This is a genomic window from Cupriavidus sp. GW822-FHT06G04 (assembly GCF_058799075.1).
The window spans coordinates 392,318-413,512 of sequence record NZ_JBXALD010000001.1; the positions used below are offsets into that span (position 1 = coordinate 392,318).

The window sequence follows — 21,195 nt, forward strand, 5'->3', positions numbered from 1 at the left end:
GTGCGCGTGGGTCGCCTTCAGCCGGCCAGAAACGCGCGCAAGCGGCGCACGCCTTCGTCGAGGCGCGCCACGTCGCAGGCGTAGCACCATCGCACGAAGCCTTCGCCCTCATCGCCGAATGCGCTGCCCGGCGCGAGGCCCAGCCGGGCGTCGCGCACCAGCTGCTTGCATAGCGACAGGCTGTCGGCCGCACCGGCGAGGCGGAAGAACACGTACATCGCGCCGTCCGGCGCGTGCGCCTCGACGCCGGGCAGCGCCGACAGCGCGGCCACCAGATGATCGCGCGCCGTGCGCAGCCGCTGCACCAGATCCTGCGTAAAGGCCTCACCATCGCGCACGGCAACGACGCCCGCTTCCTGCACGAACGAAGGCGCGCACGAGGTGTTGTACTCGACCAGTTTGCCGAGATCGTCGAGCAACGATGCGGGCAGCACCATCCAGCCAAGCCGCCAGCCCGTCATCAGCCACGCCTTGGAAAACGAGTTCACGGCGATCACACGCTCATCGCGGCTGGCGATATCGAGGAAAGACGGCGCAACGCCGCCCTCGCGCCCGTAGTAGAGGCGCTCGTAGACTTCGTCCGCGATGATCCAGATACCGTGGCGGCGGCAATGGTCGAGCACGGCCTGCTGCTGCGCGCGCGACATCACCCAGCCGGTCGGATTGTTCGGCGAATTGATCATCACCGCGCGCGTGCCAGGCGTCAGCGCGCGCAGCAGCTTGTCGACGTCGAGCGTCCAGCCGTCGGCGCCGAAGTCGAGCGTGACCGTTTCCACTGTGGCACCGAGAATGCGCGGAATCTCCACCAGATTCGGCCACAGCGGCGTGACTGCCACCACGCGGTCGCCTGGTCCCGCTACCAGCTGCGCAGCCAGCATCAGTGCATTCACGCCCGCGCTGGTCACGGCAATGTGGTCGACCGGCGTCGCGCCGTGCAGGCGGCTCACGTAGTCGGACAACGCGGCGCGCAGCGGGGCGATCCCGAGGTTGTGCGTATAGAACGTCGCGCCGCCGGCAAGCGCCTGGGCGGCCGCATCGCGGATGAACTGCGGCGTGACCTGATCCGATTCGCCAAACCAGAAGGGCAGCACATCGGGCAGGCCGATGCCGGCGTTGGCGACCTCGCGGATGCGCGAGGCGCGCAAGCCGTGCACGATATCGCGCGCCAGCGGCGCGGCCTCGGTGGTGGAAGACTGGCGGGACGGGCTGACGGACATCGGCACTCCTGGGCGGAAAACGGATGAAGCGCCAAGCGTACCGGATTCCAGCCGCTCCCGCTGCCTTGCGCTACGCCAACGCGCCGCGCAGCTCGTCGGCCGTCATCGCAGCATAGCCAAGGCTTTGCAGCGGTGCCCGCACCGCGCGCAGCAGCCCGGCGTTGTCGGGCGCCATCGATCCGTCGGGCAGCGTCATGTTGTTTTCGAAGCCGATGCGCGCGTGGCCGCCCAGCATCACCGCAGCGGCCGCACAATCGGCCTCCTGCCTGCCGAACGCGCACACGGCCCATTGCGTGCCACTGCGGTCGAGACCCGCTTCGGTCCAGGCCGCCAGGAACGGCAGCAAATCGGACGGCGACGATTTCTGACCCGCCGAATACCGCCCCAGCACGAACAGCACCCAGTGGCGTCCTTCGGGAATCGCACCGCTGGCGCGCAGCGCGGCGTAACGGCGCACGTCGTCGGCGTCGTACAGGATGTATTGCGCCACGACGTGTTCCCGATGCATCCACTGGAAGAACTGCGCAGCGGCAGGCAATGCCGCGTCGTCGGGCGCCAGCTCGCGCACGGCAACCGACGCGGCCTCCGGGCGCAATGCCTGCACCGTTGCGATCTGCTGTGCCGGCCGATAGATGCCCACGGCTTCGGTAGTGAGCTGCAGCACCAGTCGATCGCCGACTGCCTTGCGCACCGCCGCGATGGCGGGCACGTAGTCGGCCACTTCCAGGCTGTGCGTGGCGTCAGCCTTGCGCACGTGCAGATGGATCATGGCCGCGCCGGCGTCGACGCATTCGCGTGCGCACTGCGCCAGCTCGTCGGGCGTGACAGGCAGCCGTGGATGATCGACATGCGTCTTGCGTGCGCCATTGGGCGCCACAGCCAGCGCAAACGGCCGGCGCAGGGTTTCGCTTTGCATGGAACGATCCTCAGCCTGGCAGGACCTGGTTCACCGACTGCACGAAGCGGTCGACGATGTTGTCGATATCGGCCGGCGTGCAGATAAACGGCGGTGCAAACAAGACATGATCGCCATGAACGCCATCGACGGTGCCGCCCATCGGATAGACGAGCAGACCGTTTTCCATGCAGGTGCGCTTGAGTGCCGCGTGCGTCTTGCGGGCTGGGTCGAGCGTCGCCTTGCTGGCGCGGTCCGCCACGAATTCCACGCCGACAAACAGGCCGCGGCCCCGCACGTCGCCGACATTGGGATGCGCGCCGAGCGCTTCGCGCAGACGCGCGCGCAGTTGCTCGCCACGCGCCCGCACGTTGTCGAGCAATCTGTCCTCGGCAATCACGCGCTGTACGGCCAGCGCTGCCGCGCACGCCGTGGCGTGGCCGATATAGGTGTGGCCGTGCTGGAAGAAGCCGCTGCCGCCGACAATGGCATCGAAGATGCGCGACGTCGACAACATCGCGCCGATCGGCTGATAGCCCGCGGCCAGACCCTTGGCAATGGTGACGATATCGGGCGTCACGCCGTCCTCTTCGCACGCGAACAGGTAGCCGGTACGGCCCATGCCCGACATCACCTCGTCAAGGATCAGCAGCACGCCGTACTTGTCGCACACGGCGCGGATGCGCTTGAGGTAATCGCCCACCGGGGGCAGCGCGCCCGCCGTGGCGCCGACCACTGTCTCGGCGACGAAGCCGGCCACGGCGTCCGGTCCCAGTTCGAGGATCTTGGCTTCCAGTTCGTCAGCAAGGCGCTGCGCGTATTGGGCGTCGGTCTCGCCCGCGGCCTGGTCGCGATAGGCGTAGCACGGCGACACGTGATAGGCGGGCACCAGCAGCGGCAGGAACGGCTCGCGTCGCCACGCGTTGCCGCCGATGGCCAGCGCACCGAGCGTGTTGCCGTGATAGCTCTGGCGGCGCGCGATAAAGTGACGCCGCTGCGGCTGGCCGATCTCCACGAAATACTGGCGCGCCAGCTTCAGCGCCGCCTCAACCGCCTCGGATCCGCCCGAGACGAAGTAGACGTGATTCAGATCGCCGGGCGCGGCCTCGGCCAGGGTGCGTGCCAACGTCTCGGACACTTCCGTGGTGAAGAACGACGTGTGGGCGTACGCAAGCGTATCGACCTGCGCCTTGATCGCCTCGATTACGCGCGGATGCCCGTGTCCGAGACACGACACTGCCGCGCCGCCCGAAGCGTCCAGATAGCGGCGCCCATTGCTGTCGATCAGTTCGATACCGCTGCCGCCAACGGCGACCGGCATGGTTTGCTTGGGATTACGGTGGAATACGTGCGTCATGGTTTGGAGAGGCAACTAGGGCGCAGCCGGAATGCAGCACTACGCCAGACAGGTGCGAGTATAGGAACAACCTTTCGGGTACGCAACAATTGTTTCATTTTGCTGATTCAAAGAAACATATGCGCCGACCGCCGTTGGCGTGAAGCGGGCGGCAACCTGTGCAACAATCGTTTCATTCCATCTTTCGCAAACGCCGATGTCCGCCGATTTCGCCACCCCGCCGCAGTCCCTCGATGCGCTGATGAGCCAGCTTCGGGCCGAGTTTCCCAATCTCAGCGCGCAATTTCAGGGCGGCGCGCGATATCTGCTCGATCATCCGCGCGATATCGCCATCCAGTCGATGCGCAAGGTGGCGGCAAGCGCCGGCGTGCAGCCCGCCACGCTGGTGCGGCTGTCGCAATCGCTCGGATTCGAGGGATGGCAAGCGTTGCGTGAGCTGTTCGTCGCGGCCGTGCGCGAAAACGGCAGCCAGCCTTATGCGCGGCGCGCGCGCAAGGTGGTTAAGGAAAGCGGATCGAGCAAGATGCTTGCGGAGATGATCGAGGTTCAGCACCACAACCTCGACACGCTGCTGGCCAACAATGCCGACGCGCTGCCGCGCGCTGCCGATCTGCTGGCCGCCGCGCCCACCGTGCACGTGGCCGGCTTCCGCTCGTGCTTTCCGATTGCGTTCACGTTTCACTATATCTACGGGCTGTTCCGCAGTTCCGTCAGGCTGATTCGCGGCGACGCCGGCACGCTGGAAATGGAACTGCGCGCGCTCGGCGCCAAGGACGCGGTGTTGGTGGCAGGCTTCGCGCCGTATTCGCAGGAAAGCCTGCGCGTGGCCACCGCCGCACGCGACGCGGGATGCAAGGTGATCGCGCTAACCGACAGCACGGTGGCGCCGATCGCGCTCGAGGCCGACTGCACGCTGCTGTTCGCGATCGACAGCCCGTCGTTCTTTCCGTCGATCACCTCGGGCGTGACGATGGTGGAAGCGCTGGTCGAACAGCTGCTGGCGCGCAAGGGCAAGGGCGCGATCCGCGCGCTGGAGCAGACCGAGGGTCAGCTCCACCGCACCGGCGCCTATTTGCCCGAAGGCCGTCGCTGACCGCGCTTGTTCGTCTATTCGCTTATTCGAACGCCTCGTCGTTCGGAGTGGCGTAGGCCTTTTTGATCTGCTCGCTCTGCGGCAGGTCGAACGACAGGTTCTTCGGCGGCACCGGTTTCTGGAACCACTTCGCGTACAGCGTGTTGATTTCGCCGCTGCGCATCAGACCGCTCATTGCGCCGTCGACCACCTGTTTGAAGCCGGGATCGTCGCGACGCATCATGAAGCCATAGGCCTCGAACGATTGCGGCGTGCCGACCACCTGCCAGTCGTTCGGATTCGGCGCCAGCGTGCGGGAACCGGACAACAGCACGTCGTCCATCATGAACGCCGCCACGCGGCCCGACTGCAGAATCAGGAACGATTCGCCATAGTCCTTGGCGCTCTGGATCGTGATATTCGCGCCCTTTTCGTCGTTCAGCCTGCGCAGGATGCGCTCCGACGTGGTGCCCGCGTTGGTCACCACGTTCTTGCCCGAGAGATCGCCGAAATCGTGCACCGGACTGCCCTTCTTCACGAGCAGGCGCGTACCGGCAACGAAATACGTGGTCGAGAACGCCACCTGCTGCTGGCGCGCCTTCAGGTTGGTGGTGACGCCGCATTCGAGATCGACAGTGCCGTTCTGCACCAGCGACATGCGGTTTTGCGACGTGACCGGCACCATGCGCACTTGCAGGTTCGGCGTGGCGGTTTCCTTCTTCACGGCGTCGACCACGCGATCGCAAATATCCTGGGCGAAACCGATCACCTTCTGGTTGGCGTCGTAGTACGAAAACGGAATCGACGAGGTGCGATGCCCGATCGAAATGGCCCCGGACGACTTGATCTTGCTGAGCGTGGGGCTCGCAGCCACATCGACGGCCAGGGCGGACCCGGCGCCCAACGACATCGCCATCAGCGCGGCGACACGGATCGAAACGGACTGCTTCATGGAAAGACTCCTGTTGAATGAAAGCATCAGCTGTTGCAATGCTAGTCATCGAGCAACAAGTGTTCCATCATGGATAACCATGAAACAAATGGTTTTTCCCGGCGCGCGCCCTGCCCGCGAGCATGCACGCCCGGCTTTGGGGAATATGTTGGAAGGCGCGGCGCGATGGTGCGCCGCCAAGGTGCGGCGGCGGCGGGTGGGAACGGGATCTGGGACGGGACTGCCGCGGCCGTTTCAGGGCGCGGCGGTGACGGGTTCGGCGGCGGCGTCGCGCGTCAGTTGCATCGCTTCGCGCAGCGTATCGAAGTCGCCAATGTGATTGGCCAGCAGCAGGATCAGCCGCGCGTTGACGGCCTGACTCTGCGCATCGTCGAGATCGCGATGCATGTCGATCAGTGCTTCGTAGAAGTCGTCGGGACGGGACAGATTGGGGGCGGTATTCAGCGGCATGGCCGGTCTCCTTGCAATCAGGCCAACGCCGGTGCTGGCGCCTGGGCAGACTGCCGCGCCGCCGAGGCCGCGTTGCCGGTGGCGCGGGCCAGCGCCTCGGCCACGCGCCGCGCGTCGACGCCGCGCCAGCGCGCGCACACGTGCTGATCGGGTCGGATCAGATAACACGTGCCAGCGCGCGCGTCATAACGCCGCGCAGCCAGGCCTTCGACATCGCGCAGCACCACGGCGCCGGGCCACGCCTGCGCCGATGCCTGAATGGCCGCGTCGGTGACGAACACCACGCGCAGCGGAATATCGCCGTGCTGCAGCTGGCGCAAGGCTTCTGTGGCCGACGCATCGAGCCCGGCCGGCGCGCCGAAGATCAGCGCGACAAACCCATCGCCGAGATGCGGCAGCAGCCACGGCTTGCCTTCCTCGCCGGCAACCGGCGCGTCGACGCATGCGGCGCCTGGCGCCATCGCGCCCGAGAATCCGTCCGCATCGGCGGTATTGAGCGGCGAATCATGCAGCACCGCGGGCACTGACAAGCGCCCGCTGTTGACCAGTTGCCGCGCAAAGGCATGGTCGCGCGCCAGCGTCAGCACCGCGTCGCGGAACACGCGGCTGACCGCACTTTTCGGCGTGATGAAATCGGTGGAGCGCGTCGAGTTGCGGATGTTCTCGTCGGCGGCAAACTCGCGTTCGCTGGCGTAGCTGTCGAGCAGGCTGTCAGGCGCCTTGCCTTGCAGCACGTAGGCCAGTTTCCATGCGAGATTTTCGGCGTCCTGTATGCCGCTATTGGCGCCGCGCGCCCCGAACGGCGACACGCAGTGCGCCGCATCGCCCGCGAACAGCACGCGGCCATGCCGGAAGGTGTCCATGCGCACGCATGAAAACGTGTAGACGCTGACCCATTCCAGCTCGAACTTCACGTCCGCCCCCAACAGCGCCTGCACGCGCGCCTTCACGCGTTCCGGCGCTTTCTCGAGCGCCGGGTCGGCGTCCCAACCGAGCTGGAAATCGATGCGCCAGACGTTGTCGGGCTGGCGATGCAGCAGCACTGATTGATTCGGATGAAACGGCGGATCGAACCAGAACCAGCGCTCGGCCGGGAATGGCGCGTCCATCTTCACATCGGCAATCAGGAAGCGATCGCGAAACGTGTGGCCGTGGCTTTCCTGCCCGAGCAGCTTGCGCAGCGCACTGCGCGACCCGTCCGCCGCAACCACGTAGCGGCCGCGCAGCACGTAGTCGCCATCGGGCGTCTCGATCGTCAGCGCGACATGATCGGCATGTTGCTGCACGGCCACGGCACGGCTCTTCCAGCGGATCTCGATATTGGGCATGCCGCGCGCCACATCGAGCAGATAGCCCTCGACGTAGTACTGCTGCAGATTGATAAAGGCGGGACGCTGATGACCCGATTCGGGCAGCAGGTCGAACGCGTAGACCTGGCGGTCGCGCATGAAAACCTTGCCCAGATGCCAGCGCACACCCTTGTCGACCATGCGGTCGCCGCAGCCAAGCCGATCGAAAATGTCGAGCGTGCGCTTGGCAAAGCAGATCGCACGCGAGCCGGTGGACAGCGCGCAGTCGTCATCGACGAGCACCACCGGCACATCGTGCCGGGCCAGGTCGATGGCCGTAGCGAGCCCCACCGGCCCCGCGCCAACCACGACGACCGGATGCGGGTCGGCGGCGACGTGGTCCGCGCGTTGTTCCGCACAGGGCGCGTAATCGTAGGTCTGCCGCTGATAGTCGATATCGGCTTCGGTGCTGCTCATGGTGTCTCCGGTCCACGTTCGTTCTGGCGCGCGTGGTGCGCGTGGTGCGCTGGCGCCCGTTCCGTACGTTGCGGAACGGGATCGACAAACGGTCGCGCTATTGCTGCAGCGCTGTCCACATTTCCTGGTCGCGCTGGGCCGTCCAGATCCGCGGATGGGTAACGCCCGACGCCTCGTCATACGCGCGCGACACATCGAACGGCAGGCAATGTTCGTAGATGAATACCTGACCGAATTTCGGATCCATCGCCTTGCGCGTATGCGCCATGGCGGCCTTCAGATCCATCTTTGCAGCCACCGCCTCGCGCCCGGCCTGCAGCAGCGTGGTGACGAAATCCTTGGTGTAGGCGAGTCCCTTGGCCACGTCGGCGCGCGTGGTCAGCGCGGGGCCGCGGCCGGGCACCAGCTTTTCGGGCTGCAGCGCGGCCAGCGCGTCGAGCGTGGCTGGCCATTGTTCGAGCTGCGCGTCGCCGCAATAGCACGCGGCGTCGTATTCGACGAGATCGCCGGAAAACAGCACCTTTTGCTGCGGAAGCCAGACCACTGTATCGCCCTTGGTATGGCCTGCGCCCAGATGGGCGATACGCACTTCCAGCTTGCCCATGAACAGCGTGATCTCGCGATCGAATACAAGCGTAGGCCACGTCAGGCCGGGCACCGTTTCCACGCCGGCGAACAGGCGCGGAAAGCGTTCGATTTCCGATTTCATGTCGGCTTCGCCGCGCTCCAGGATCATCTCGTAGGTGCCGCGGCTGGCGATGATCTGCTGCGCGCCCTCGGCGAAGTACGCCGACGCGCCCAACACGCGCACCGCGTGGTAGTGCGACAGCACCACGTACTTGATCGGCTTGTCCGTGACCGTGCGGATGCGCGCGATCAGGTCGCGGGCCATCGCCGGCGTCGCGGTGGTGTCGATGATCATCACGCCGTCGTCGCCGACGATCACGCCGGAATTGGGATCGCCCTCGGCCGTGTAGGCATAGGCGTTTTCGGATAGTTGGGTGAAAGTGATCTGCTTGGCTTCCAGGTCGGCCTGGGACGCAAACGCTTTTGCCATGTCTGTCTCGTAATTGTCGTGGTTGGGGATCGGCGTAGAGGAATCTTAGGAAGAGTGCTATTTTTAGTCAATGACAAACGATCTTGCCATTGGATAAATATCGGAAGCGAGACCCCTCGTTTCGTCAAGGCCCCGGGGAAAACCCTCAAGCGGTTCGCATCGATATGCGCCGGACGCGACTCGCCCCCCGGAGGGTTCGATTACCATCTGGACTTTTCCGACTCGCCCGGCACTCTTTCCGAGGCACGACGCACGCTATGGCACGACCCCCAGGCGAACCCGCCGGCAAAACCCAACGCGGCATCCAGAGCGTGGAAGTGAGCGGCCGGCTGCTGCAGGCGTTGGCCGATGCACGCCGCCCACTGGCGCTGGCCGAACTGGCCAGTGCGGCGCAACTGGCGCCCGCACAGGCGCACACCTATCTGGTCAGCCTGACCCGCCTGGGGCTCATCAAGCGCGATCACATCGATGGCGGCTACGAGCCCGGTCCGCTGGCGTTACGGCTGGGCATGCTGCATCTGGAACATGACCCGGCGTGGCGCGCTGCGGTGCCACGCGTGCAGGCGCTGGCCGCGCAAACGGGCTGCAATGTCGCCATAAGCCTGCCCACGCCGCAGGGGCCGACCATCGTCCATTACGCCGCAGCCGGCAGTCCGCTCCATGTGAATCTGCACGTGGGCACCGTGATGGCGCTGGCCGCCACCGCAACGGGACGCACCTATTGCGCGTTTCAGCCCGAATCGCAATGGCTGGCGCTGTGGCAGCAGCAATGGACCGCGGCGTCGCCGCAGCCGCTGTCCGCGTTTCGCAGAAGCGTAGAGATCATCGCCGCACGCGGGATCGAGCGGAGCATCGATTCGCCGAGCCCCGCCGTCAGCAGCCTGGCAGCGCCGCTGATGGACACCTCGGGCAGCTTGCGACTGGTCTTGACGGTGATCGGGTCGACCGGGGTGATCGATGTCGACTGGGAAGGCCCGGTGGCGCGCGCGCTGCTGGCGGTGCGCGACGAGATCGCGCATGCGATGGATCAAACATGAGCGAGTTCGTCGACAACAAATCCCGGCGCGGCATTCAGTCGCTCGACAACACCGGACAACTGCTGGCCGCGCTGGCCGATGCGGCGCGACCGCTCTCGCTTGGCGAACTGGCGCGCGCCGCAGGCATGGTGCCGGCCAAGGCGTTTCCCCATCTTGTCAGCCTGCAGAAGATCGGCCTGTTGTCGCGCAATGCCGATGGCGATTTCGAAGCGGGCACGCTGGGCCTCGACCTTGGCCTGATCGCCCTGCAACGGCTATCGCCCGCACGCGAGGCCGAGCCCGAGATCGTCGCCCTGGCGCACGCCACGGGCCTGTCCGCGGCCATTGCCGTTCTGGGCCCGCTGGGGCCCACCGTGATCCGGCTCGAAGAAGCACTGCGGCCGCAGCATGTCAGCCTGCGCGTCGGTACGGTCTTGTCGATGGTCAACACGGCGATGGGCCGCACCTTTGCCGCGCACCTCGGCGAAGATGCGCTGAAGCAGGCGCTGGCACAGGACGCCATCCGCATGGCAGGCGTGCGCGCCGATGCGACCGCCCGGGCAGAACTGGCGGCGCGCATGGCGCGGATTCGCGCCCATGGCGTCGACAACGCCGAAAGCCGACCGGTCCCCGGCATCGACACGCTGGCCGCGCCGGTGTTCGATCACACCGGTGCCGTGGCGCTTGTAATCGCCGTGATGGGCAGCAGTGGCAGTTTCGACAGCACGCTCGATGGCGATGTGGCGCGCCTGCTCAGGCAATCAGCGCAACGGCTGTCATGGCGTTTCGGCGCGGCGGCCCCCACCTCCTGAACCGCGTCACAAACCCGCGATTGCAACGTTTCCATTATTCGAATATATTCGAATAATGGAAACCGATCACGCCCTTGAAGCGCTTGCCGCGCTTGCCCACGCCGTCCGGCTGGCTGTCTTTCGTTTGCTCGTGCAGGCAGGTCCCGATGGGCTGCCCGCGGGCCGCATCGCCGAACTGATGGAGACGCCGGCCTCGTCGCTGTCGTTCCACCTCAAGGAACTGCACCGCGCCGGGCTGCTTGCCAGTCGCCAGGAAGGGCGATCGATCATCTACATGGCGCGCTTCGAGACCATGAACGACCTGCTTGGCTATCTCACGGAAAACTGCTGCGGCGGCAATCCGTGCTCGCCGATATCGCGCTGCTCCGTTGGCGCGGAGTCCTGATGATCGCCCCCATGCCCATGTCCAACCAGACTTGCAGCCAGTTTGTGAAACTTCCGCTGCATGGACGCGATCGCAACGCCATCCTGAAGGAGAGGCGCAATAACGGCGTGGAGCCGGCGCGATGAGCACGGCCGAGCGAGCCGCCGGGATGGCGCAACCGAGCGCCATCGGATTCTTCGAGCGCTATCTGACGGTCTGGGTTGCGCTGTGCATCGTCGCCGGGATTCTGTTCGGCCAATGGCTGCCCGGCGTTTTTCACGCAATCGGCGCAATGGAAGTGGCTCAGGTGAACCTGCCGGTTGGGGTGCTGATCTGGATCATGATCATTCCGATGCTGATTAAGATCGATTTCGGCGCGATGGGACAGGTGGCGGGCCACTGGCGCGGCATCGGCGTGACGCTGTTCGTGAACTGGCTGGTCAAACCGTTTTCGATGGCGCTGCTGGGCTGGATCTTCGTGCGCCATCTGTTCGCGGGCTGGCTGCCGGCCGACCAGATCGACAGCTACATCGCCGGCCTGATCCTGCTGGCAGCGGCGCCGTGCACGGCAATGGTCTTTGTCTGGTCGCAGCTCTGCAAGGGCGACCCGTATTTCACGCTCTCGCAGGTGGCTCTCAACGACGCGATCATGGTCGTGGCGTTCGCGCCGGTGGTGGCGCTGCTGCTTGGCCTGTCGTCGATCACCGTGCCGTGGGACACGCTGATCACCTCGGTCGCGCTCTATATCGTCGTGCCGGTGTTGATCGCGCAGGTCATCCGCAAGGCGCTGCTGGCGCGCGGCGACGCCACATACCGGCGCGTGGTCGGCGCGCTGGGCCCGTATTCGATCACCGCGCTGCTTGCGACGCTGGTCCTGCTGTTCGGCTTCCAGGGCGACGCGATCGTGGAGCAGCCGCTGATCATCGTGCTGCTGGCCGTGCCGATCCTGATCCAGGTGCTGCTGAACTCCGGCATGGCGTATCTGCTCAACCGCAAGCTCGGCGTGGCCCACTGCGTGGCCGGTCCGTCGGCGCTGATCGGCGCAAGCAACTTTTTCGAGCTGGCCGTGGCTACCGCCATCAGCCTGTTCGGCTTTCAATCGGGCGCGGCGCTGGCCACCGTCGTCGGCGTGCTAATCGAAGTACCGGTGATGCTGTTTGTCGTCGGTGTCGTCAACCGGTCGCAGCACTGGTATGAATCGTACGAATCGCGTTGAGGCATCCTCATGACCGTCACCATCTATCACAACCCCGCGTGCGGCACGTCGCGCAACACGCTAGCCATGATCCGCAACGCGGGCATCGAACCCATCGTCATCGAGTATCTGAGCGCGCCGCCCGACCGGCCGACGCTGCAGGCATTGATCCGCGACGCAGGGCTCACCGTGCGAGAAGCGATCCGCGAGAAAGGCACGCCCTATGCCGAACTGGGTCTCGGGGACCCGGCACTGGACGATGAGGCGTTGCTGGACGCGATGCTTGCCCACCCGATCCTGATCAACCGGCCGTTCGTGGTCACCGAACTGGGCGTGCGCCTGTGCCGGCCTTCGGAGCGCGTGCTGGACATCCTGCCGGCGCCGCAACAGGGCGCCTATACCAAGGAAGACGGCGAGGCCGTGATCGACGCGCAAGGCCGGAGAATCCGATGATCGCCGAGCTGCCGAATGTCGTGCCCGCGGTGCTCGACACGCCCGACCTTCGCAAGCTGGAACCGGCGCGCGTGAGCACTCACCCGCCCCGCATCCTGCTGCTCTACGGATCGCTGCGCGAGACTTCCTACAGCCGGTTGCTTGTCCTGGAAGCCGAACGGATCCTGCAACACTTCGGCGCGCAGACCCGCGTGTTCGATCCGCACGGCCTGCCGATGACGGACAGCGTGCCGGCCGATCATCCGAAGGTGGTGGAGTTGCGCAAGCTGTCGGAGTGGTCCGAAGGACAGGTCTGGTGCAGCCCTGAGCGCCACGGCACGCTGACCGCCGTGTTCAAGAACCAGATCGACTGGCTGCCGCTCGAAATCGGCGGGATCCGGCCGACCCAGGGCCGCACGCTGGCCGTGATGCAAGTGTGCGGCGGGTCGCAATCGTTCAACGCCGTCAATGCGCTACGCGTGCTGGGACGCTGGATGCGCATGGTGACGATCCCGAACCAGTCGTCGGTTGCCAAGGCCTATCAGGAGTTCGACGACAGCGGCCGGATGAAGCCGTCGTCCTACTACGACCGTGTGGTCGACGTCATGGAGGAGCTTTACAAGTTCACGCTGCTGCTGCGCGATCGCAGCGACTATCTGACCGACCGCTACAGCGAGCGCAAAGAGGCCGCACCCGCCAACGCCACGGCATTGGCCGCCGCAGCCATGCATCACGAACGCGACGCCCAGACCGGGGACAGCGATAGCGGCGAAGTGGAATAACACACGTACCGCCGCTCCCAGGCACCCCATCAAGAAACAAAAAACCCCGCACACCAGGCGGGGTTTTTGTTTGCAGGTTTGGTTAGCTAACCAGGTTTCAGAACGGTTAAAACGGAATGTCGTCGTCCATGTCTTCGAAACCGTTCGACGGCGCCGGTTGCTGGCGGCGCTGACCGCCGCCCTGGGCGCCCTGCGCGCCGCCGGCCGGGGCACGGCCGCCGCCCTGCGATTCGCGGCTGTATCCGCCACCACCGCCCGCGCCACCGCCGTAACCGCCTTCATCGCCGCCACCGCCACCGCCGCTCTGCCGGCCACCCAGCATCTGCATCTGGTCCGCCACGATTTCGGTGCTGTACTTTTCCTGGCCGGACTGATCCTGCCACTTGCGCGTGCGGATGCGGCCTTCGATGTAGACGGAGGAACCCTTGCGCAGGTACTGGCCGGCAATCTCGGCCAGCTTGCCGAAGAAGGCGATGCGGTGCCATTCGGTGGCTTCCTTGAACTCGCCGCTCTGCTTGTCCTTGTAGCGGTCGGTCGTCGCCAGTCGGATATTGGTCACAGCGTCGCCGCTGGGCATGTAGCGGGTTTCCGGGTCGGCGCCCAGGTTACCGACGAGAATGACTTTGTTGACCGATGCCATGTAGAAGTTCTCCAGGGACCGCGCCCTTTCAGCGCGGCGTTAAACGTAACGCGAACCTGCAGCAATACAGGATTCGCAAAAAATGGGGGAAGCCGAAAGGCCGCAGGCGCCACGGAACGACCACCGTAAACGACATCACGCGCCGTTCGGAAGATCCGTTGGGCGCGTGTGGAATGCTACCGCCGATATCGGGAAAAAGCGTTTCGGATTTTTGCGGAGATGTGGAAAGTTGTGTCTAAGCCGCAACTGCCGAGGTGCCACCGCTTTTTTCGCCACTGGCACGAGCCGGCGGCGCCTTCATGCTCCACGCGATTATAAGCCACAGCATCAGCACCACGGCGCAGCCCACGAACACTGCGGGGCGGCCTTCGTGCTTGAGCAGCCAGCCGCCGGCCACGCCGCCCAGCGCCAGGCCGAGCGATTGCGTGGTGTTATAGACGCCCAGCGCAGCGCCACGACTGGACGCGGCATAGCGCGACACCAGCGACGGCTGCATGGCTTCCAGCACGTTGAACGCGACGAAAAACAGCAGCAGGACGCCGACGATCGGCCACAGCCCATGCACGGTGGCAAACAGCAGCTGGACGGCGGTCATCAGCGCCACCGAGGCCAGCAGCACCGGGCGCACCTTGCCGTGGCGCTCGGCCGCCATCATGGGCGCCAGCATCAGCACGAACGACACCAGCACCACCGGCAGATAGACCTTCCAATGCTGGTCCAGCGGCATGCCTGCGTCGCGCAGCATGGCCGGCACCACCATGAACATCGCCACCTGGCTCGAGTGCAACGCCAGCACCCCGACGTTCATGCGGATCAGGTCCGGATTGAGCAGCACGCTGCGGAACGGCAATTGCACCGGATGCGGCGGCGGCGGTGTCGGCACCAGGAAAATCGTCACGCCGATGGCCACCAGGCCGAGCACCGCCATCAGCCCGAAAATGCCGGACATGCCGATGCCATGCAGTAGCGGCGACGCAATCACGAGCGACAGCGCGAAAGTCAGCCCGATACTGCCGCCGACCATCGCCATCGCCTTGGTGCGGTGCCGTTCCCGCGTGAGGTCGGCAATGCATGCGGTAATGGCTGCCGAAATGGCGCCCATGCCCTGCATGGCGCGGCCAACTGTGATGCCGGTCAGCGTGTCGGAGAACGCCGCGACCAGCGCACCGGCGACGAACAGCAGCAGCCCGCCCACCATCACCGGCTTGCGCCCGATGCGATCGGACAGCCAGCCCAGCGGAATGTGGAGAAACGCCTGCATCAGGCCATAGATACCCATGGCGATGCCCACCCGCTGCGCGTCGTGTCCGTCGGGCAGCGTGCGCGCGAATTCCGCGAACACGGGCAGGATCAGGAACAGGCCCAGCATGCGCAGGGCAAAGATGCTGGCCAGCGACAGACTGGCGCGCAGTTCGCCGCGGGTCATGCGGTCGCGCACGGGTTCCGCATGGGCGGACGCATGAACGGACCCGTTGGCGGGCGATGGAGGCTGCGAGGAAGGGGGGATCGACGGCATTGCGGTCGTGAGTGAATTCTGGCGCGTTCGGCCCGGATGCTGGGCAAAGCCCTGCCGCCTGGAAGTTGCCTTGTCAGACCGGGCAGACACCCATTCGGCAGAGTCTGCGGTGATGTCCGCAACACTGGCGGCATCGCGTTATCTCAAGTCTGCCTGGTGCCGGGCAACCCCGGAAACCGAAGTTCGGTATATTAGCAGGTTTGCTTCTCGCGCCTCCCTGGTCACCCGTGAACGCTGCGGGCGGCCGCCAAGGCGCGCAGCGGCAGGCGTGGCGCCCTTCGTGGGCACTCCAGGCGTTGCGTACGGCACTTTTAGGTTGCCGTGGACCGCCCTGCATTCGGCAGGCCGCGGGACACCGGGCAAACGAACGGGATATGGAAGAAATCAAGATCCGTGGGGCACGTACCCACAACCTGAAGAACATCAACCTGGACCTGCCGCGCAACAAGCTTGTGGTGATCACGGGCCTGTCCGGTTCCGGCAAGTCGTCGCTGGCGTTCGACACGCTGTACGCCGAGGGTCAGCGGCGCTACGTGGAATCGCTGTCCGCCTACGCCCGCCAGTTTCTGCAACTGATGGAAAAGCCCGACGTCGACCTGATCGAAGGGTTGTCGCCGGCCATCTCGATCGAGCAGAAGGCCACCAGCCACAATCCGCGCTCCACGGTGGGCACGGTCACCGAGATCCACGATTACCTGCGCCTGCTGTACGCGCGCGCCGGTACGCCTTACTGCCCCGACCACAACATCCCGTTGCAGGCCCAGAGCGTGTCGCAAATGGTGGACGCCGCGCTGGCGCTGCCGGAAGACACGCGGCTGATGATCCTGGCGCCGGTGGTGTCCGACCGCAAGGGCGAGCATTCCGACCTGTTCGATTCGATGCAGGCGCAGGGCTTCGTGCGGTTTCGCATCCGCTCGGGCGGCGGCACCGCGCACGAGGCGCAGGCCAAGGTCTACGAAGTCGACGCGCTGCCCAAGCTCAAGAAGACCGAAAAACACTCGATCGAAGTGGTGGTCGACCGCGTCAAAGTGCGTGCCGACATCAAGCAGCGCCTGGCCGAATCGTTCGAAACCGCGCTTCGGCTGGCCGATGGCCGCGCGATCGCGCTCGAAATGGACACGGGCCACGAACATGTTTTCAGTTCGCGCTTTGCCTGCCCGATCTGCTCCTATTCCCTGCAGGAACTGGAGCCGCGCCTGTTCTCGTTCAACAATCCGATGGGCGCGTGCCCTAGCTGCGATGGTCTGGGGCAGATCACGTTCTTCGATCCGAAGCGCGTGGTGGCCTTTCCGAACCTGTCGCTGGCATCGGGCGCGATCAAGGGCTGGGATCGCCGCAACCAGTTCTATTTCCAGATGCTGCAAAGCCTGGCTGCGTTCTACGATTTCGACACCGAAACCGCGTTCGAGGACCTGCCGGCCGAAGTGCAGCAGGTAGTGCTGCACGGATCGGGCGAGACCGAGATTCCTTTCACGTATATCAACGAGCGCGGCCGCACCACGGTCCGCGAGCACGCGTTCGAAGGGATCATCCCGAACCTGGAACGGCGCTACCGCGAAACCGATTCCGTGGCCGTGCGCGAGGAACTGGCCAAGTACCAGAACAACCAGGCGTGCCCGGCCTGCCATGGCACGCGGCTGCGCACCGAAGCGCGCCACGTCAAGATCGGCGAGGACGAGCACGCGCGCGCGATCTACGAGGTCAACGGCTGGCCGCTGCGCGACGCGCTGACGTGGTTCCTCACGCTGAACATGCATGGCGCCAAGCGCGAGATTGCCGACAAGATCGTCAAGGAAATCACCGCGCGGCTGAATTTCCTGAACAACGTGGGGCTCGACTATCTGTCGCTGGAGCGCAGCGCCGATACGCTGTCGGGCGGCGAGGCGCAGCGCATCCGCCTGGCCTCGCAGATCGGCTCGGGACTGACCGGCGTGATGTACGTGCTGGACGAACCGTCGATCGGGCTGCACCAGCGCGACAACGACCGGCTGATCGGCACGCTCAAGCATCTGCGCGACATCGGCAACTCGGTGCTGGTGGTGGAGCACGACGAAGACATGATCCGCGCCTGCGACTACGTGGTCGACATCGGCCCCGGCGCGGGCGTGCATGGCGGCATGATCGTGGCCGAAGGCACGCCCGACCAGATCGAGGCGTCGCCGGCGTCGCTGACGGGCCAGTATCTGTCTGGCCAGCGCCGCATCGAAGTGCCGGCCAAACGCACCGCGCCCGACCCGGAAAAGCTGCTGCGCATCGTCAACGCCACGGGCAACAACCTGCGCAATGTGTCGGCCGAGATTCCCGTCGGGCTGCTGACGTGCATCACCGGCGTATCGGGTTCGGGCAAGTCCACGCTGATCAACGACACGCTGTACAACGCGGTGGCGCGGCATCTGTATGGATCGACCGCCGAACCGGCGCCGCACGACCGCATCGAAGGACTCGAACATTTCGACAAGGTCATCAACGTCGACCAAAGCCCGATCGGACGCACGCCGCGCTCGAACCCCGCCACCTATACGGGGCTGTTCACGCCGATCCGCGAACTGTTTGCCGGCGTGCCTGCGGCCAAGGAGCGCGGCTACGATCCGGGCCGTTTCTCGTTCAACGTGAAGGGCGGCCGCTGCGAGGCCTGCCAGGGCGACGGCGTCATCAAGGTGGAAATGCATTTCCTGCCTGACGTCTACGTACCGTGCGACGTATGCCATGGCCAGCGCTACAACCGCGAAACGCTGGAAGTGCTGTACAAGGGCAAGGCGATTTCCGAGGTGCTCGACCTGACCGTCGAACAGGCGCATGAATTCTTCAGCGCCGTGCCGATGGTGCGCCGCAAGCTGCAGACGCTGCTAGACGTGGGGCTGGGCTACATCCGCCTGGGGCAGTCGGCCACCACGCTGTCGGGCGGCGAGGCCCAGCGCGTGAAGCTGTCGCTGGAGTTGTCCAAACGCGATACCGGACGCACGCTGTACATCCTGGACGAGCCGACCACCGGCCTGCACTTCCACGATATCGAGCTGCTGCTCAAGGTCATCCAGAAACTGCGCGACCACGGCAACACGGTCGTGATCATCGAGCACAATCTCGACGTCATCAAGACGGCCGACTGGCTGATCGACATGGGCCCGGAAGGCGGCGCCGGCGGCGGCCTGGTGATCGCCAAGGGCACGCCGGAAACCGTGGCGGCCAGCAAGGCGAGCTTCACCGGCAAATATCTGGCGCCGCTGCTCAAGCGCAAGAAGTAAGCGCCGCACGCCGGGGCACGCCGCGCGTTCAACACGCCCTCCGCCATCAGCGCGCTTGCGCCACGCTGCCCAGCTTGGCGTCCGGCTCGTCCTTCATGCGGCTGCGATTCATCATGCCCGCCTTTTCCAGCACCGGATACGCGGTCGCGCAGAACAGCGAATTGAGCCGTTTCAGCTCGCTGATCACGTCCAGGTGCAGCGAGCTGGTCTCGATGCTTTCCACCGTCTGCACTGCCACGCGCCGCAGGTGCGAGCGCGCGTACTGGCGCTCCAGATCGCGAAAGTTGGCCTTTTCCGCCATCAATTGCTGCGCGCTGCGAATATCGCCGGTCAGGAACACCGACAGGCCCAGGCGCAGATTGGCGACGACGCGGCTGTGCATCTCGGCGATTTCCTGCATGCCCGCCTCGGAAAACGCCAGGTTGTGCGCGATCTTCTTTTCCTTGGCGTCGACGATCACGCGCTCGATCAGGTCGCCCGCATGTTCAAGGTTGATGGTCAGCGAGATGATTTCGGTCCAGCGCTGGCCGTCCTGCTCGTCGAGCGCCTCTGTGCTGATCTGCGTGAGGTAGAGCTTGATGGCGGTGTACAGATCGTCCACCTCGTTGTCGATGCGGCACGTGGCGTTGGCCAGCTTGACATCGTTGGTGCGCAGCACGCGCAGCATGTTGTCGAGCATCTGTTCGACACGATCGCCGATGCGCAGCACTTCGCGCGCGGCGTTCGACAGGGCCAGCGTCGGCGTGGACAGCGCGGCGGCATCGAGATGGCGCGGCGTGACCTGGCTGTCGCCTGTGTTGCGGCCCGGCAGAATCGCCTCGCACAGGCGCGCCAGCGGCGCCGTGGCGCCAATCAGCAGCACCGCGAGCGCCACGTTGAACAGCAGGTGGAAATTGACGATCAGGCGCTGCGGCTCTCCGCCGATCAGCGCCAGCAGGTCTTCAGCCTGGTTCAGCAGCGGCAAGGCGATCACGCATCCCAGCAGTCGCGACAGCAGGTTGCCCAGCGTTACGCGCTTGCCCGGCTGGTTGTTTCCCGACGTGGTCAGCAGCGCGGAAATCCCCGAGCCGAGATTCGCGCCCAGCACCAGCGCCAGCGCCACGTGGATCGACACCACGCCGGCCGATGCCAGCGCACCGCAGAACAACACCACGGCCAGACTGGAATAGCAGAGGATTGTCAGGAACGCGCCGATCAGCATGTCGAGCGCGGCGTCGCCGGTCAGCGTACCGAACAGCACCTTCACGCCGGCCGCCTGCACCACGGGGCGCGTGGCGATCGAAATCAGTTCCAGCGCCAGCGTAATCAGGCCCAGCCCGATCAGCACGCGGCCCACGTGTCCGGCCTTGCTGCCCTTCCACGTCAGGTGCAGGATCACGCCGACGAAGATCAGCAGCGGCGACAGCCACGACAGATCGAGCGAGAACACCTGCACCATCATGGCGGTGCCGACGTTGGCGCCGAGCATGATGGCGAGCGCCGGCGCCACGGCGATCAGGCCCTGGCCGACGAATGAACTGACGATGACGGCGGTGGCATTGCTGCTCTGCACGAGCCCCGTCACGCCCAGCCCGGCGGCAAACGCCGTGAACCGGTTCGATACGCTGACGGAGAGTACGTGGCGCAGGTTAGCGCCGTACACGCGCAGAATGCCGACCTTGACGATATTGGTGCCCCAGACCAGGAGCGCCACGCCAGACAGAAGATGAAGCAATACGCCCATTGTGCGTCCCTTTGTGACCGGTGCCGGCAGGGCAGGCGCGAGGCGTGCAGCCCGGTCATCGCGTTGTTATCAAGCGGGCATTATGCGCCCCCCTGTCACACCGGGCAAACGGACGCAAACGGGCGCAATCAGTGACCGCCGAAATTACAGACGGTGAACAGCGGCAGCCCGCTGGCGTGCAGCAGCCGCGAGCCGCCCAGCTCGGGCAGATCGACAATCGCGGCGCCCTCCACCACCGTGGCGCCCAGGCGCTCCAGCAGCTTGCGGCCTGCCATCATCGTGCCGCCGGTGGCGATCAGGTCGTCGATCAGCAGCACGCGGTCGCCGGGCTTGCAGGCGTCGGCGTGGATCTCGACGGTAGCGCTGCCGTATTCGAGTTCGTATTCCTCGGCCACGGTCTGGAATGGCAGCTTGCCCTTCTTGCGGATCGGCACGAAGCCGAGGTTCAGTTCGTACGCGATGATCGAACCCAGGATGAAACCGCGCGCGTCGATGCCGGCCACCAGATCGAGTTGCTGGTCCATGTAGCGATGCACGAACACGTCGATCAGCACGCGCAGCGTCTTGGGGTTCTGAAGCAACGGCGTGATGTCGCGGAACTGCACACCCGGCTGCGGCCAGTCCGGCACCGTACGGATGCGGTCACGCAGGTAGCCGGTGACATCGCCGAGCTCGGGGGACTGGATAATGGAATCTGCCATGGGGGA

The 21,195-nt window shown here is 65.4% G+C and carries 19 protein-coding genes; 8 read left to right on the forward strand and 11 right to left on the reverse strand.

Features of this window, described 5'->3' with window-relative positions; all coding sequences use genetic code 11:
- Positions 1-17: 17 nt before the first annotated feature.
- From AC1RKI_RS01775 to AC1RKI_RS01785, 3 genes are all read right to left on the reverse strand, one after another.
- The gene (locus AC1RKI_RS01775) at positions 18-1,217 is read right to left on the reverse strand and encodes a pyridoxal phosphate-dependent aminotransferase (protein ID WP_150980130.1); all 1,200 of its coding nucleotides are present in this window, start codon (positions 1,215-1,217) and stop codon (positions 18-20) included.
- Between the two features lie 70 nt (positions 1,218-1,287).
- Entirely contained in the window at positions 1,288-2,133 is an 846-nt protein-coding gene (locus AC1RKI_RS01780) for a beta-keto acid cleavage family enzyme (protein ID WP_227458264.1), read from the reverse strand.
- 10 nt (positions 2,134-2,143) lie between these two features.
- Positions 2,144-3,469: an aspartate aminotransferase family protein gene (locus tag AC1RKI_RS01785; RefSeq protein ID WP_244786641.1), complete on the reverse strand. Its 1,326-nt coding sequence runs from the start codon at positions 3,467-3,469 to the stop codon at positions 2,144-2,146.
- Positions 3,470-3,665: 196 nt separating this feature from the next.
- Between AC1RKI_RS01785 and AC1RKI_RS01790 the strand changes: the two genes are divergently transcribed.
- Entirely contained in the window at positions 3,666-4,562 is an 897-nt protein-coding gene (locus AC1RKI_RS01790) for a MurR/RpiR family transcriptional regulator (protein WP_227458266.1), read from the forward strand.
- Between the two features lie 22 nt (positions 4,563-4,584).
- Here AC1RKI_RS01790 and AC1RKI_RS01795 read toward each other — a convergent pair whose 3' ends face one another.
- The 4 genes from AC1RKI_RS01795 to AC1RKI_RS01810 form a co-directional block, all read right to left on the reverse strand.
- Entirely contained in the window at positions 4,585-5,493 is a 909-nt protein-coding gene (locus tag AC1RKI_RS01795; protein ID WP_061958671.1) for a glutamate/aspartate ABC transporter substrate-binding protein, read from the reverse strand.
- A gap of 234 nt (positions 5,494-5,727) precedes the next feature.
- Positions 5,728-5,943 (reverse strand): DUF2783 domain-containing protein, encoded by a 216-nt coding sequence (locus AC1RKI_RS01800; protein ID WP_492794063.1) that lies wholly within the window; start codon positions 5,941-5,943, stop codon positions 5,728-5,730.
- A gap of 17 nt (positions 5,944-5,960) precedes the next feature.
- On the reverse strand, positions 5,961-7,709 hold the full coding sequence (locus tag AC1RKI_RS01805) for an FAD-dependent oxidoreductase (RefSeq protein ID WP_492794061.1): 1,749 nt from the start codon (positions 7,707-7,709) through the stop codon (positions 5,961-5,963).
- 97 nt (positions 7,710-7,806) lie between these two features.
- A complete protein-coding gene (locus tag AC1RKI_RS01810; protein WP_150980136.1) occupies positions 7,807-8,766 on the reverse strand; it encodes an MBL fold metallo-hydrolase in 960 nt (319 codons plus the stop codon).
- 257 nt (positions 8,767-9,023) lie between these two features.
- On the opposite strand from AC1RKI_RS01810, the gene AC1RKI_RS01815 reads away from it, so the two are divergent.
- From AC1RKI_RS01815 to arsH, 6 genes are all read left to right on the forward strand, one after another.
- Positions 9,024-9,803 (forward strand): IclR family transcriptional regulator, encoded by a 780-nt coding sequence (locus AC1RKI_RS01815; RefSeq protein WP_061957197.1) that lies wholly within the window; start codon positions 9,024-9,026, stop codon positions 9,801-9,803.
- Complete coding sequence (locus AC1RKI_RS01820) at positions 9,800-10,594, forward strand: IclR family transcriptional regulator (protein ID WP_061957198.1); 795 nt, start codon at positions 9,800-9,802, stop codon at positions 10,592-10,594. The genes AC1RKI_RS01815 and AC1RKI_RS01820 overlap by 4 nt, the downstream gene beginning before the upstream one ends.
- 55 nt (positions 10,595-10,649) lie before the next feature.
- The gene (locus AC1RKI_RS01825; protein ID WP_150980138.1) at positions 10,650-10,979 is read left to right on the forward strand and encodes an ArsR/SmtB family transcription factor; all 330 of its coding nucleotides are present in this window, start codon (positions 10,650-10,652) and stop codon (positions 10,977-10,979) included.
- A 121-nt stretch (positions 10,980-11,100) separates the two neighbouring features.
- Positions 11,101-12,174: an ACR3 family arsenite efflux transporter gene (arsB, locus tag AC1RKI_RS01830; protein WP_492794058.1), complete on the forward strand. Its 1,074-nt coding sequence runs from the start codon at positions 11,101-11,103 to the stop codon at positions 12,172-12,174.
- A gap of 9 nt (positions 12,175-12,183) precedes the next feature.
- On the forward strand, positions 12,184-12,606 hold the full coding sequence (gene arsC / locus AC1RKI_RS01835) for an arsenate reductase (glutaredoxin) (protein ID WP_150980140.1): 423 nt from the start codon (positions 12,184-12,186) through the stop codon (positions 12,604-12,606).
- A complete protein-coding gene (gene arsH, locus AC1RKI_RS01840; RefSeq protein WP_492794056.1) occupies positions 12,603-13,367 on the forward strand; it encodes an arsenical resistance protein ArsH in 765 nt (254 codons plus the stop codon). The genes arsC and arsH overlap by 4 nt, the downstream gene beginning before the upstream one ends.
- Positions 13,368-13,473: 106 nt before the next feature.
- On the opposite strand, the gene AC1RKI_RS01845 is transcribed toward arsH, so the two are convergent.
- Together AC1RKI_RS01845 and AC1RKI_RS01850 are read right to left on the reverse strand one after the other, a co-directional pair.
- Positions 13,474-14,007 (reverse strand): single-stranded DNA-binding protein, encoded by a 534-nt coding sequence (locus AC1RKI_RS01845; protein WP_061957203.1) that lies wholly within the window; start codon positions 14,005-14,007, stop codon positions 13,474-13,476.
- Positions 14,008-14,242: 235 nt separating this feature from the next.
- Positions 14,243-15,523, reverse strand: a complete 1,281-nt coding sequence (locus AC1RKI_RS01850) for an MFS transporter (protein WP_227458281.1) — start codon at positions 15,521-15,523, stop codon at positions 14,243-14,245.
- 374 nt (positions 15,524-15,897) lie between these two features.
- Between AC1RKI_RS01850 and uvrA the strand changes: the two genes are divergently transcribed.
- Positions 15,898-18,765, forward strand: a complete 2,868-nt coding sequence (uvrA, locus tag AC1RKI_RS01855; protein WP_492794053.1) for an excinuclease ABC subunit UvrA — start codon at positions 15,898-15,900, stop codon at positions 18,763-18,765.
- Between the two features lie 46 nt (positions 18,766-18,811).
- Here uvrA and AC1RKI_RS01860 read toward each other — a convergent pair whose 3' ends face one another.
- Complete coding sequence (locus AC1RKI_RS01860) at positions 18,812-20,488, reverse strand: Na/Pi cotransporter family protein (protein ID WP_492794051.1); 1,677 nt, start codon at positions 20,486-20,488, stop codon at positions 18,812-18,814.
- Positions 20,489-20,616: 128 nt separating this feature from the next.
- Positions 20,617-21,189, reverse strand: coding sequence for an adenine phosphoribosyltransferase (locus tag AC1RKI_RS01865; RefSeq protein ID WP_061957207.1), 573 nt, complete (start codon positions 21,187-21,189; stop codon positions 20,617-20,619).
- Between the last annotated feature and the right edge of the window lie 6 nt (positions 21,190-21,195).